The sequence below is a fragment of the Psychrobacter okhotskensis genome (genome assembly GCF_965638355.1).
GTDB classification, from domain to species: Bacteria; Pseudomonadota; Gammaproteobacteria; order Pseudomonadales; family Moraxellaceae; genus Psychrobacter; species Psychrobacter okhotskensis.
Genome location: NZ_OZ281822.1, coordinates 1,862,063 through 1,875,227, shown reverse-complemented (window position 1 = coordinate 1,875,227; position 13,165 = coordinate 1,862,063). Strand labels below are relative to the sequence as shown.

General features: G+C 43.9%; 11 protein-coding genes. 4 read left to right on the top strand and 7 right to left on the bottom strand.

Annotated features, from left to right (window positions below; translation table 11 throughout):
- Nucleotides 1-6 precede the first annotated feature (6 nt).
- Complete coding sequence (locus ACSUPM_RS07860) at nt 7-1,257, top strand: YbfB/YjiJ family MFS transporter (RefSeq protein ID WP_201583604.1); 1,251 nt, start codon at nt 7-9, stop codon at nt 1,255-1,257.
- Here the strand turns inward: ACSUPM_RS07860 and ACSUPM_RS07855 are convergent.
- On the bottom strand, nt 1,254-1,742 hold the full coding sequence (locus ACSUPM_RS07855) for an Lrp/AsnC family transcriptional regulator (RefSeq protein ID WP_101211969.1): 489 nt from the start codon (nt 1,740-1,742) through the stop codon (nt 1,254-1,256). The two genes, ACSUPM_RS07860 and ACSUPM_RS07855, sit on opposite strands and share 4 nt — an antisense overlap.
- 218 nt (nt 1,743-1,960) lie before the next feature.
- Here ACSUPM_RS07855 and leuA point away from each other — a divergent pair, with 218 nt between their 5' ends.
- Together leuA and ACSUPM_RS07845 are read left to right on the top strand one after the other, a co-directional pair.
- Nucleotides 1,961-3,757: a 2-isopropylmalate synthase gene (gene leuA, locus ACSUPM_RS07850; protein ID WP_025652785.1), complete on the top strand. Its 1,797-nt coding sequence runs from the start codon at nt 1,961-1,963 to the stop codon at nt 3,755-3,757.
- A 284-nt stretch (nt 3,758-4,041) separates the two neighbouring features.
- On the top strand, nt 4,042-4,662 hold the full coding sequence (locus ACSUPM_RS07845; protein ID WP_025652784.1) for a hypothetical protein: 621 nt from the start codon (nt 4,042-4,044) through the stop codon (nt 4,660-4,662).
- A gap of 162 nt (nt 4,663-4,824) precedes the next feature.
- Here ACSUPM_RS07845 and accC read toward each other — a convergent pair whose 3' ends face one another.
- The 5 genes from accC to ACSUPM_RS07820 form a co-directional block, all read right to left on the bottom strand.
- A complete protein-coding gene (accC, locus tag ACSUPM_RS07840) occupies nt 4,825-6,186 on the bottom strand; it encodes an acetyl-CoA carboxylase biotin carboxylase subunit (RefSeq protein WP_025652783.1) in 1,362 nt (453 codons plus the stop codon).
- Nucleotides 6,187-6,325: 139 nt separating this feature from the next.
- On the bottom strand, nt 6,326-6,754 hold the full coding sequence (gene accB / locus ACSUPM_RS07835) for an acetyl-CoA carboxylase biotin carboxyl carrier protein (RefSeq protein WP_025652782.1): 429 nt from the start codon (nt 6,752-6,754) through the stop codon (nt 6,326-6,328).
- 369 nt (nt 6,755-7,123) lie between these two features.
- On the bottom strand, nt 7,124-8,491 hold the full coding sequence (locus tag ACSUPM_RS07830; protein ID WP_350588347.1) for an MATE family efflux transporter: 1,368 nt from the start codon (nt 8,489-8,491) through the stop codon (nt 7,124-7,126).
- 652 nt (nt 8,492-9,143) lie between these two features.
- Nucleotides 9,144-10,184 (bottom strand): hypothetical protein, encoded by a 1,041-nt coding sequence (locus ACSUPM_RS07825; RefSeq protein WP_025652780.1) that lies wholly within the window; start codon nt 10,182-10,184, stop codon nt 9,144-9,146.
- Between the two features lie 195 nt (nt 10,185-10,379).
- On the bottom strand, nt 10,380-10,853 hold the full coding sequence (locus tag ACSUPM_RS07820) for an EVE domain-containing protein (protein WP_025652779.1): 474 nt from the start codon (nt 10,851-10,853) through the stop codon (nt 10,380-10,382).
- Nucleotides 10,854-11,545: 692 nt separating this feature from the next.
- Here ACSUPM_RS07820 and hemW point away from each other — a divergent pair.
- Nucleotides 11,546-12,865, top strand: a complete 1,320-nt coding sequence (gene hemW, locus ACSUPM_RS07815; RefSeq protein ID WP_037025603.1) for a radical SAM family heme chaperone HemW — start codon at nt 11,546-11,548, stop codon at nt 12,863-12,865.
- 122 nt (nt 12,866-12,987) lie between these two features.
- Here hemW and ACSUPM_RS07810 read toward each other — a convergent pair whose 3' ends face one another.
- Nucleotides 12,988-13,128 carry an entericidin A/B family lipoprotein gene (locus ACSUPM_RS07810; RefSeq protein ID WP_037025595.1) on the bottom strand — a complete coding sequence of 47 codons (141 nt, stop codon included), beginning with the start codon at nt 13,126-13,128 and terminating at the stop codon, nt 12,988-12,990.
- Between the last annotated feature and the right edge of the window lie 37 nt (nt 13,129-13,165).

Below are 13,165 nucleotides of genomic sequence, written 5' to 3'. Positions count from 1 at the left end.
TCTGTCATGATGACTGCTTTCAAAAGCCGTGCGCTATCAACTATTACCAATGAAACCGCCATCGCGTGCATCGGTCTTTACTGCTTGGCAGTGGTGATGGGTTATGGACGCTTTTTGTTCACTGCGACCCTGCCCGATATCATGGTGCAACTGTCACTCTCGACGAGCATCGCTGGCTGGCTGGCGTCAATCAATTATATTGGCTATTTCATCGGTGCACTCATCGCTATGTTCGTGCCTCAGCGCTTGACATGGCTGATGTTGATACTCTGGACGATGGTCAGCATTGTCACGACGATGCTGCTCATGGTGCCAGAGATGTCGCTAAATACATGGTATGTCATTCGTCTGCTCTCTGGTATCGCAAGCGGCGTGGCGATGATTTTGAGTTCATCATTGGTCATCCAACGCTTTAGTCACGCGCGCCGCTCTGTACTCTCAGCCTTACATTATGCTGGTATTGGGGTGGGGATTAGTGCCTCCGCTATCCTTACTTTATGGCTTTTGACGCTAGGCTATCATTTCGATGTCATTTGGCTAAGCGCTGGTATCAGCAGTTTACCGTTGTTATGGCTATTATTTGCTATAAGACCAAGCCCTTCGCACCCAACCGAATTACCGCGTGATTATCAACGCTCATCAATATTGCAGACTTATGTCAATTTTAAACGGTCGTTGTATGAAGCCTCAGCCGGTCATACCAAGTCGATTGTGTTATTGTCCGCCAGCTATTTGCTAGCAGGCTTTGGTTATATTACGTCTGCGACATTTTTGCCCGTTATGGCAGCGCAGCGCTTAACGACACAAACCTATGCTGGACTACTGATTTGGCTAGTCGTTGGTATTTTTGCGATGTTGTCAAACCCCCTCTGGGGTGCGCTTGCCAAGCGCATTGGTGAAACCAAAACCTTGATGGGCTTAACGTTGTTGCAAGTGCTAGGAATGTGTCTGCCCATATGGGTTGAAGGCAGTGTCGGTCTATATGGCAATGCTATTATTCTAGGCTTAACCTTCGTCGGTATGGTATCGATGACACTCACGTTGATGAAAAACATCAACCCTGCCTACTCAAACTTATTGATGGGTCTGGCGACATTGGCCTATGCGCTAGGGCAGTTTATTGGCCCATTAGTCACAGTGGCGCTGGCGGGGCAGGACGATAACTTTAACGCGGGCTTGCTAGTAGCGGCTATAGGCTTGGTCATTGGGCTGATTTTAATTTACTTTTTTCGCCGCCAATCGCGAATGATCCGTTAAATAACGCTGCGACTAAATACTTCTCGTAACTCAAAACTGGTATGCACTTGAGCGACGCCTTCGATACGATTGAGCCTGTGTAATAAAAACTCTTCGTAATGCGCCATATCGCGTACCCGCACTTTGATCAAATAGTCTTCTGTACGTCCAGTGACGATGCTACAACTGATGACTTCATCAAAACTCTGAACTTTGCATTCGAATTCTTTGAAGCGTTCAGCCGTATGACGATCCATACTGACCGCGATGAATACCGCGAGCGGGTAACCCAGCTTTTGCGCGTCGATTTGGGTATGATAGCCGGTGATGACGCCAGTGTCTTCTAAGCGCTTGATACGGCGTGCACAAGGGGTTGCGGATAAATTGACCCGTTCTGCAAGCTCGGTAATGCTCATCCGCGCTTCAGTCTGCAATAAGCATAATAAGCGCCTATCGGTCTCATCAATATCAGTCAACATAGCGCTTTCAGGGCGACTGTTAGGCATGGCATAATTACTCATTAGTGAAATAATCTAATTATATCTATAAAAACGTATTATTTCACTAAATTGACTCCAATTATAATGTAATAAAGCTGATTTCTATTTCATAAACTTTGCTATTATTAGGCTATAAGTTTTAGTTATCTCGTATGAAAAATACGGATCTAATCAGTAGCCTTACCCGCTAAAATATAAATCTCCATATTATCTAAGGATTGATTATGTCTGACCAAGCCACACGCACTGCAGCCACGCCGAGTGCTAAGATGACACCAAAAAGCACCGCTTTTGATTATAAAAAGTATCGTCCATTTGCGTTTGCGCCGTCACTGCCAGATCGCACATGGCCAAGCAAAACGATTGAAAAGTCACCAATATGGGCAAGTGTGGATCTGCGTGATGGTAATCAGGCTCTGATCGATCCAATGACCATTGAACAAAAAATGCGCTTTTTTGAGACCTTGGTTGATGTGGGTTTTAAAGAAATCGAGATTGGTTTCCCATCCGCGGCGCAAGTAGAGTTTGACTTTGCCCGTAAACTAATCGAAGAAAATCATGTGCCTGACGATGTGACGTTACAGGTTTTGGTACAAGCACGTGAGCACTTAATTGCGCGTACGTTTGAGTCGTTAAAAGGCGCAAAACGGGCGGTGGTTCATGTCTATAATTCAACCAGCCGCGTCCAACGTGAAAAAGTCTATGGCAAGGACAAAGCTGAGATTAAAGAGATTGCTATCACAGGTGCCAAGCTAGTGCAGGAATACGCGGCAAAGTACCCTGAGACAGAGTGGGTGTTTCAATATTCGCCAGAAAGCTTTAGCCAGACAGAGACTGAATATGCGGTAGAAGTTTGCGATGCCGTGTGTGAGGTTTGGCAACCGCAGCATGGTCAGGAGGTGATTTTTAACTTGCCAGCGACTGTCGAAGCATCCATGCCCAATGTCTTTGCCGATCAAGTTGAGTATTTCTGTCGTCATCTTGCGATGCGTGAGCATGTGATTGTCAGTCTGCATACGCACAATGATCGTGGCTGTGCCGTTGCGGCTGCCGAGCTAGGGGTACTTGCAGGTGCAGATCGCATCGAAGGGACGTTGCTTGGTAATGGTGAGCGTACCGGTAACATGGATATCATGGTAATGGCGATGAACTTGTTTAGCCAAGGTATCGATCCTGAGCTTGATTTTAGCAATATGAGCGAAATCGTCCAAGTGGTTAGCGAATGCAATAACTTGCCGCTTCATCCACGTCATCCTTATGTTGGTGAACTGGTCTTTACCGCCTTTAGTGGCTCGCATCAAGATGCCATCAAAAAATCTCTCGATTATAACGAGCAGCACAAAGACCAAACGGATAATGTTTGGGATGTGGCTTATCTACCCATCGATCCGGCGCACATTGGCCGCAGCTATCAAGATGTAGTACGTATTAACAGCCAGTCTGGTAAAGGCGGGGTTGCTTATATCTTGCAACGCAACTATGGCTTTAACTTGCCACGTTGGATGCAAATCGACTTTAGTCGCGTGGTGCAGCAGCAGGCTGAGACAGTGGCGCGCGAACTACAAAATGATGAAATCTTACAAACCTTTGAAGACACCTATTTACGTCAAGGTAGCTTTGAGCTACTCGATTACAGCGTGAACAATAAAGGCGGACAGGTTTATTTTAACGGTCAAGTACAGATGAATGACGATATCATTACTATTGATGGTACGGGTAATGGCCCATTATCCTCATTTATCAATGGCCTAGCGCAGCACACTGGCAAGTCGCTACACATCATCAATTATGCTGAGCACGCCATCAATCCGCAGCACAACAATATTAATGGTGATGGTAACGGTATCGATGATGATACCAATAGCGACAATAAGACCGATGCCAATGCTGCCGCTTATATTCAATTGAATGTCGATGGGGACGTGTATTCTGGTATTGGTACCTGTAGCAGTACGGTATCAGCCATGCTAAAAGGCGCGTTATCTGCCTTTGCACAAGCAATCAGCACTACGACCGCTTAATATCTTAACAGTAGTACATAGTGCGCTCGTAGCGTTAATACTGCACACTCATAACGTCATGATTCTTTGCGATTCGTCAATGAGAGCCATGGCGTTATTGTTTGAGTGGTTGAAACTCACGGAGATAGCAATCACTTAACTTATGATAAGATAAGTAAGGTGTCATTAGATAAGATCTTGGACGAATGGTAAAAGCCAATAGCATAATGTTACTTGTGTTTTTGGTGTCTAAGACTTACGCTAATGTTCGTATTACTCTATTATTATAAATAAAAAGGTTAATTATGGAACCGATATCATTTGCTTCATTTACATTGGCCTCTATTCTGGCCTCCTTGCCAGCGAATGGCGAAGTAGTTAGTAAGCCGACGATTACGACGCATATTAGTCCTGCCATTGCTGGACAATGGGAAATAGATTTAGACAGTAGTATTACCATGACAAAAGAGGCAGAAGCTCGGCAAGCGGCTTTGGCTAATACCCAAAATGGCAAAAGCGACGAGCCAAAAATAACCGCTGGTACAGATGGTGGCATCCTTACCCAAAGCGAAGAGCGTGTCCTAAATATTCAGCCGAACAGCGCTAGCAACTTGATAGATGCTGCTGCGCGCGCCAATCAATGTCGCGAGTTATATAACTTTGGTGCTGACAATGAGATGTGGGCGGTCAGCGGTAAAGAATGGACGTACGGTCGCTATTTGGTCACTCATCGCGAAGAGGGCTTGCCTGTCATTGCCATTAGAACGGTGTATGACAATAATGAAGTAGACTGCTCAGGTAATAAGGTTGACCAGACAGATGAGGCGCTGATAGCGTTTTTGAACCATGATGGCAACCAAATGCAGTGGTGCGCCGACCCTGATGGCAAAGAATGCTTTATGAACTTCAATAGAGTATTGCCATAATTTTTGATTAAGTCATATTGATATACTGAGCTCTAAAGAAGGTTTTTATTTTACATGAGCCCATTAAAGAACCCGCCATCTTAGTAGATAGCGGGTTCTTTAATGGGGATATCAATGCTAATAGCGGTTCGCTTTATTTTTGCAGAAAACGAAAGTTGTGAATTAAGAGGCTGCTTTGGCTTTCTGCGCGGTCAATAATTCTCTTTCTAGATAGTGGATGTTTTGTGCTTCTTGCACAAACTTATCATCCGCTAAAATCACATCACGGTGCATCGGTATATTGGTTTTGATACCTTCAATCACCAATTCATCAAGTGCGTGTAGCGTCTTGGAAATCGCTTGCTGGCGAGTTTGCCCATGACAGATCAGTTTGCCTATCAACGAGTCATAATAGGTTGGTATCTCGTAGCCGGGATAGAGATGAGAGTCAAAACGAACACCAGCACCACTTGGCGCAAACAACTGATTGACGGTACCCGGACAAGGCATAAAGGTCGCTGGATCTTCAGCATTTATACGGCACTCAATCGCGTGACCTTGAATTTCGATCTCGCTTTGACGGTAAGACAAACCATAACCTGCCGCAATCTTTAGCTGCTCAACGACGACATCAATACCCGTAATCATCTCGGTAACTGGATGCTCTACCTGTACCCGAGTGTTCATCTCAATAAAGAAAAACTCGTTATTTTCAAACAAAAACTCAAACGTACCAGCACCGCGATACTTAACAAGCTCGCAAGCTTTGACACACGCTCTTAAGATAGGTTCACGCACATCATCAGGAATATCAGGGGCAGGGGCTTCTTCTAATACTTTTTGGTGACGACGTTGTAATGAACAATCACGGTCATATAGATGGATTGCATTACCATTACCATCGCCCAGTACTTGTACTTCGACGTGGCGCGGATTTTGTAGGTAGCGTTCCATATAGACGGTATCATCACCAAACCATAGCTCAGCTTCTTGCTTTGCCGCCTGTACTTGACCGATAATATCTTCAAAGCGTTCAACCACTCGCATACCACGACCACCACCACCAGAGGCCGCCTTGATCAACAGTGGAAAACCGATATTACGTGCTTGCTCTTCAGCATTATGTAACGTCACTGCTCCAACAGAGCCAGGTACGGTAGGGACGCCTGCTTTTTTCATGGCATTAATAGCAGAGACTTTGTTACCCATCAGGCGAATATGATCCGCATTAGGACCGACGAAGGTTAAGCCTGCCTCTTCAACACGCTCTGCAAATTCAGCGTTCTCAGACAAAAAACCATAGCCGGGATGGATAGCATCAGCACCAGAGATTTCTGCTGCTGTCAAAATAGTATTAATATCAAGATAGCTTTGATTGGCATTGGGTTTGCCGATACAGATGGCTTCATCAACGAAACGCAGGTGCATTAAGTTAGCATCAGCTGTTGAATAAACGCCTACAGTTTCGATTCCTAGCGCTTTACAGGCACGAACAATACGTAGAGCGATTTCACCTCTATTGGCGATGAGCAGTTTTTTTATCATGGGGTCATCCTTGTCGAAGCGGCAGTTAATGATGCAGTCGCTATATCAGTCATCGATGGGCATCATCAAATGCAATGATGGGGTGCGATGACTAATAGCGCAATGTCAATCATAACGATGTAAAGTATGGCGAATCTTATTACGCTTTATAGCGAATGATAGGCTGACCAAACTGTACGACTTCAGAGTTATCTACCAAGATTTCGTCAACGACACCACTTTGAGTCGCTTCAAGGGGATTCATGATTTTCATGGCTTCGATAATACCAAGCGTATCGCCCGCTTGCACTTTTTGTCCGACCTTCACAAACGGCGGATCATTCGGGCTAGGGGCTGAATAATAAACACCGACCATTGGCGACGTCTCAACGCTACCAGCTTTTACCGCCGGTTTAGCGTCAGCTGCGATAGGTGCTACTCCAGCAGCAGGCGCAGCCATCATGGTTGGCGCTGGCGTATCGTAGTGCCGCGTTAGGCTAATATGCTCATCATCTGAACTGATTTCTAAATTGACCAGTTCACTTTCTTCCATGAGGGCGATTAGGGTACGTATTTTTTCAATATCCATAATTTTTATAATGCCTTGTACTAAATTCGAGAAATAGTGTAACGAAATATTGTCTAAGTAATTGCTAATGATACCTAGATTCGCGGCAATGAGCAATCAATGTACAGTTGTTAACTGAGAAATTTTACATATTTTGACGTAAGCTTTTCTTGTGAGTAAGAAATGCTAATGATTTATCATAGTCTATGTGACGAGGTAGCGCCAGTACTGGTTACTAGACGCTACTTACTAAAGACTAAAATTAGATAAAAATGATATAGTCAATCCTATATAAGTTGGATATGGTGTCAGCCTTGCTTAGTCTACTAATTGTAGTACTTTCGCTCGGCTTCCTTGTATCTAAATTATATTGAACCGACTATAGCAACTTTAAGCCCAAAGTATCCTGAGGCGCTTTTGTTGATAGCGTAGACGCAGGGTGAGCAGAATCGAAGATAAGAAAAGACCAGTGATTAAGGCCATCCAAAACCCTTGCGCGCCCACATCGGTGAAACGCACCAAATAGATGCCAAGGGGCAAGGCAACCAACCAATAGCAAAATAGCGTGACCCACATTGGTATTGTGGTGTCTTGCATGCCGCGCAGTATGCCCGCGACATTGACCTGCCAACCATCAAATAGTTGATAAGCAAGCGCAAAGATGAGGAGGTGCATGGCTTGTGCTCTGACTTCTACATTGTCTGTGAACGCCGCTGCCAGTTGTGGGTGAAACAGCCAAATACCCAGCATACACACGAAGGCAATCAGGACAGTCCAGATAAGACCAGTCGCTTGCACATGGCGCAGCGTGAGTAGGTTCTTTTCACCAAAGCGATTCGATATCATAATAGTCAGCGCCATGGCAACGGATATCGGTATCATAAACAGCTGCGAGGTTACCGCTAATGCGACTTGATGCGACGCGGTGGCCAGCTCACCCAATGGACTAATGACAAGAGCGCCCAAGCTAAACAGACTGGCTTCAAAAAATATAGAGATACCAATTGGAATGCCAAGCTTCAGCAGTTTTTTTATCTGCGTGCGATTGGGTCTCGCAAAACCATAAAAGAAGCGCGTGCTGGCAAATTGCTGGCGCTTAGTAAAGCTGGTATAAGTGGCCAATAATAAGACGTTTATCCATAATACCAGTGCCGTTGCGACCCCGCAGCCTGCACCGCCCATTTCTGGCATACCAAACAGACCATGGATAAAGATATAGTTGAGCGGGATATCAGCGAGTAGGCCAATGATACTAATGATTGTCACGGGCTCTGGTCGCCCAAGCGCTTCACAATAACTACGTAGCACGGCATAGACCGCCAGTGCAGGGAAACCAAACGACACCCCATGTAAATATTGCGACGCTATTGGTTGGATATTCTCAGGGACACCCATGATGCCAAGAACATTGGGTGCAAGATTGACAATAATGAACCCAAGAATACCGATGACGCCTGCTGTCCATAAAGACTGCTGGGTGATGTGCGGTACTTGGCTGTGTTTATTTTGTCCGATTGCTTCACCAATGAGAGGGGTAGTGGCGATTAAAATACCTGTCGCTAATAAAAATAATGGTAGCCAGATACCAGAGCCAACAGCGACCGCCGCCAAATCAAGGGCAGAAACTTGACCTGCCATGATGGCATCGACGACACCCAGTGCCGCTTGGCAAAACTGAGTAATCAAGATGGGTAAGGCGAGCACGCCTAAGCGTAAACTGTAGCTTTTAAAATCAGTAAAGGATATTGGCAACGCCATAATTAGCAACTTTTTATGATTCACGGTGGTTAGTGTTGATAGACAAATACTGCCATCAACCACTCAATAGCGAGACAGTAACCGGAGTGTTGTAGCGACGATTAATAAGACGAGAAAGTCTATATAAACTAGGGTCTGTTGAACATTCAAATATTAGGACTGCTGATTGCTAAAATCGTCCCAAACTAGTCGTAAACCGACGATAATGTCGAGACCTTAGCTAGGTTTACAACAACGTTTGGGGTGATTTTAGTATCAGCCTTTCAGGGCAGGGCTATTTTTTGCCAATACATGGCGAAATTATCTAATCTAGAATGACTAGGCGTCAAAAATTTCACTGCGTATTGTTTAAAAAATAGCCACTGCCAGTGCCACACTTGAATGTTCAACAGACCCTAAGTATTAGAATAAAAATATGATACTAAAAGTGAAGACACTCAAATAAAAATAACCCGTCAATCCAAGTGATAGATTGACAGGTCATAAGTAGATAGGATGGTAAAGAAGCCAGACAAGTATGTCAACGTTTTAGGAAGGTTTTATAATGCTGAGCGACATCTATAACATTTATAACATTGTGCCTAGATTCATATAACTGTGCCTAGATTCATATAACATTGTGCCTATATCCAGACTTTTACATGGCTTAGGCCTACAGGGATTCTGGCAAATCTTGTACCACTGCTTGATAGCCGATCAACTTATTATTAGCATCAAATGCTTGCACCACAATAGCGTAGTTGGTTGAGCTATTAGGAATCACAGGTGTAAACTGGGTCTCACGATTGCTCAATACTAAGTTTTGCACGTAACCATTAGCGCCAGACTCGGCTTTATTAACATCAATTTGACTGACCAATAGGTGCTGAGTATTGATGGGGTTTTGCCAAGTGACGATTTTTTGGCTACCATTGCCCGTTACATCGAGGTTCATTTTACCAAGGTCATAATCGAGCGGATAAGTGGTAAAATTGGCGCGATCGCTTAACGTATAAGTCACTTTGCAATTGTCCTCACCGCTGGACAGTTTTTGCCCGCCTAAGCCATCTAGGTATTCAAAACTGCCTTTCCACGGTGAGCCCGCTTGTTTTTCCTCAAAGCTACCTGCAAAAGTGGTGAGCAAGTTTGGTGTCTCTAAGCCTAAGTCACTGACATATTTAACGTCCAAAAACTCCAAGGTATCGAGGCTACCAGTCACTTTGCCAGCGATATAGTTGTCGACTTTTAGCCCTGAGTTGATGCCCAAAGCGTTGTTTTCTTGGCAAGCTTGCTGCTGATAACTAAAGCTGCCATCGACGCTACCCGCACCTTGCTCACTGATATCGAAGTAGACAGCACCAATATCGATGTCATTACTATCACCGTCGTTTAGCTCGATGAAGTGTCCGACATATAAGCCGCCTCGTCCGCCTTCTGGAGTGAGCTTGTCTAAGAAATTATCAAATGATTCCTCTGGTAAAAACACAGATTCTAAAATCTCTGCCATACTTTTTTCGTCATCAGTCAGCTTATCTTCGGCTTTTTTATATTTTTCTTTGACTTTGTCTTCTATACGATCGTATTCGTTTTTAACCTGATCTTCTACGCGGTCGTACTCTTCTTTGACCTTATCGCCATCACTGCCGCAAGCGCTCAGTGTTAGGCCAAACATACTAACGGTTAATAAAGACAATACTAGTTTGGGTGCGCTCATAAACGAGTCCTGATAATTGAAATATGATAGTTATAAAAAGATGAGATATTACTATTGAGTATGGAGATGTTGTTATCTGCTAATAAATATAGCAAAATTTAAACGACGAGCGCAGGGATAAGTGTTAATTGATGTCAGAGAAAGTATACCCAATAGTTACCGCGCAAGATGATCATTATCTGACAATAAATCATCTCACAATAAATCCATATGATCCGACATCTCTATAATAGCGTGCCAGTGCTTGGGCTCTAGAGGAATGACGGTTAGCTGCTGACAGCCCTTTCTAAGCAATAATGAATCCTCAAGTGCAGGCAAAAACTTGAGTTCTAATAAGGGCAATACTTCTATAAACGCTTGCTCAAAGGTGACATCTACCATATACCATCGTGGCTCATCTTCGGTGGCGATAGGGTCGTAGTGACGATATTCCGGATGAAACTGGGTGGGGTCCGGATAGCCGGCTTTACTGACGGTCATGATACCAGCAACGCCAGAAGGCTTGGCGCTAGAGTGATAAAAGAACACCTTGTCACCGACTTGCATATCATCGCGCATAAAGTTACGGGCTCGATAGTTGCGCACGCCATCCCAACCTTCTGTGCCTAAGCGTTGCAAATCGTGAATACTAAAAAACTTTGGGTTTGATTTCATAAGCCAATAGGCCATATCTTGTATTCCTTTATTATTAGCAGTGGTTTATTAGGGTCTGTTGAACATTCAAATGTGGCACTGGCAGTGGCTATTTTTTAGACAATACGCAGTGAAATTTTTGACGCCTAGTCATTCTAGGTTAGATAATTTCGCCATGTATTGGCAAAAAATAGCCCTGCCCTGAAAGGCTGATACTAAAATCACCCCAAACGTTGTTGTAAACCTAGCTAAGGTCTCGACATTATCGTCGGTTTACGCCTGATTTGATAAAAGGTTTGGGACGATTTTAGCAATCAGCAGTCCTGATATTTGAATGTTCAACAGACCCTAGTAACCAATTTTTATCAGTAACGATTATATTGCCTGTCAGATGCCAGTATTAACATGGATTTTGTGAGTGGTTTTGTGAGTTATTTTGTTGTCATGATGCTTTTCATTAAGGCTTCTAACCGTTATCCTAGCGATACTTTTTATAGCTATAGTCAATCCTACATAAGTCAGATACGGTGTCAGGCTCACTTAGCCTACTATTTGTAGTACTTTCACGCGCCTTCCTTGTATCTAAACTATATTGAACCGACTATATAATAATGGCTCAATAATTAATAAGTCTATCTATGCCCAAAACTGAATCTGAAAGCCATTTAAAAGAGAGTAACGGCGTCGATATTATCAATAGCGATGCTCATACGACGGATATAAGCGTGATGGATATTCCGTTAGCGCTCTACATTCACATTCCATGGTGTGTAAAGAAGTGCCCGTATTGCGATTTTAATTCGCATGAGCTACCAGCAGACAGTCAGCTATCGATGTATGAGGAATACGTCGATGCTTTGTTATTGGATGCTCAAATGCAGCAACCATTGACTCAAGGGCGTGAAATTGGCTCGATATTCATTGGCGGTGGTACGCCATCGCTACTGCCGATTGCGCAATACCAGCGTTTATTTGCTGGCTTGCGTGCGTGTTTTATATTCGCAGATGACATTGAGGTTACGATGGAGGCCAATCCGGGTACGCTTGAGCACGCGCCATTTGCTCAGTATTTGGATGTCGGTATCAATCGCTTGTCAATTGGGGTGCAAAGCTTCGCTGCGGATAAACTTAAAACTCTCGGGCGCATACACGATCCAAAGCAAGCATTATCAGCGATTAAGGCGGCACGAAGTGCTGGGTTTGAACGCGTCAATGTCGACTTGATGCATGGCTTGCCGCAGCAAAGCTTAACCGAAGCACTAAATGATATTCAAACCGCACACACTGCTGGCGCGACCCATATCTCATGGTATCAGCTAACGATCGAGCCTAACACGGTGTTTTACCGCAGTCAGCCTATTTTGCCCGATGAGGACAGCCTCGCTGATATTGAGCAAGCCGGTCAGGCATTGCTACTGCAATTGGGCTACGATAATTATGAAGTGTCGGCATGGTCTGGCGCTTCCGATAAGCCGTGCCGCCACAATGTCAATTATTGGCAGTTTGGTGATTATTTGGCGATTGGCGCAGGTGCTCATGGTAAGGTGACTGTTGCTAATAACAAGTCAGATGATAACGAATTAGGTGATAATAAAGATTCAGGCGATAATAAGCAATCAGGTAATCAAGTGGCACTATTAAGCGAAAATACATTTAAAGCGTTAGAAAAGTATGAAGGTCAAAGCAGTGAGTTATTAGCAGAATCAGGTATTTATCGTTTTAGTAAGTCACGCTTACCGAAGGATTATGTCGACTATCAAGATATTACTGACCCATCTAACACCAGCCAGAATTTCCCAAAAATGATTGGTTGGCAGCAGATTGATAGTGATGAGCTGGTCAGCGAATTTATGCTCAATGCACTACGTTTACATGCTGGGGTGTCATGGGCATTGTTTGAGGCTCGAACAGGGCTTTGCTATGACAGTATCGCTGAGCAAATCAATAAACTAATCAAGCAGGGGTTACTCGTGGATGATCGTCAGTATCTAAAACCGACTGCATTAGGCAGCAGATACCTCAACCAAATATTAAGAGCGTTCTTATAATAGAAAACTGCTTATTTTAGATATTCTGAAATGACTACTTAAAAGAAATAATGTAACAAAGCAAAAAAAGGCTTACCAAACAAATGGTAAGCCTTTTAAAAACAAGTCTAATAAATGAATAATTAGATTTTGTTTTGTACGTCTTGAGCACCGCCAGTTACAGCATCGCCAGCGCTAGATACGTCTTGACCTAGACCTTTAAAAGTGTTGCAACCAGTCAATACAAACATAGCCGTCAAAGATGCAATGATTAATTTTTTCATAATAATTTCCTCAAAATAGATAGGTGGTTATAAATAA

Excerpts from the sequence above, each read along its gene's own strand:
- hemW (WP_037025603.1), top strand. The coding sequence starts at position 11,546 with ATGGATATTCCGTTAGCGCTCTACATTCACATTCCATGGTGTGTAAAG.
- ACSUPM_RS07810 (WP_037025595.1), bottom strand. The coding sequence starts at position 13,128 with ATGAAAAAATTAATCATTGCATCTTTGACGGCTATGTTTGTATTGACT.
- ACSUPM_RS07830 (WP_350588347.1), bottom strand. The coding sequence starts at position 8,491 with ATGGCGTTGCCAATATCCTTTACTGATTTTAAAAGCTACAGTTTACGC.
- ACSUPM_RS07860 (WP_201583604.1), top strand. The coding sequence starts at position 7 with ATGATGACTGCTTTCAAAAGCCGTGCGCTATCAACTATTACCAATGAA.
- ACSUPM_RS07855 (WP_101211969.1), bottom strand. The coding sequence starts at position 1,742 with ATGCCTAACAGTCGCCCTGAAAGCGCTATGTTGACTGATATTGATGAG.
- accB (WP_025652782.1), bottom strand. The coding sequence starts at position 6,754 with ATGGATATTGAAAAAATACGTACCCTAATCGCCCTCATGGAAGAAAGT.
- ACSUPM_RS07820 (WP_025652779.1), bottom strand. The coding sequence starts at position 10,853 with ATGGCCTATTGGCTTATGAAATCAAACCCAAAGTTTTTTAGTATTCAC.
- accC (WP_025652783.1), bottom strand. The coding sequence starts at position 6,186 with ATGATAAAAAAACTGCTCATCGCCAATAGAGGTGAAATCGCTCTACGT.
- ACSUPM_RS07825 (WP_025652780.1), bottom strand. The coding sequence starts at position 10,184 with ATGAGCGCACCCAAACTAGTATTGTCTTTATTAACCGTTAGTATGTTT.
- ACSUPM_RS07845 (WP_025652784.1), top strand. The coding sequence starts at position 4,042 with ATGGAACCGATATCATTTGCTTCATTTACATTGGCCTCTATTCTGGCC.
- leuA (WP_025652785.1), top strand. The coding sequence starts at position 1,961 with ATGTCTGACCAAGCCACACGCACTGCAGCCACGCCGAGTGCTAAGATG.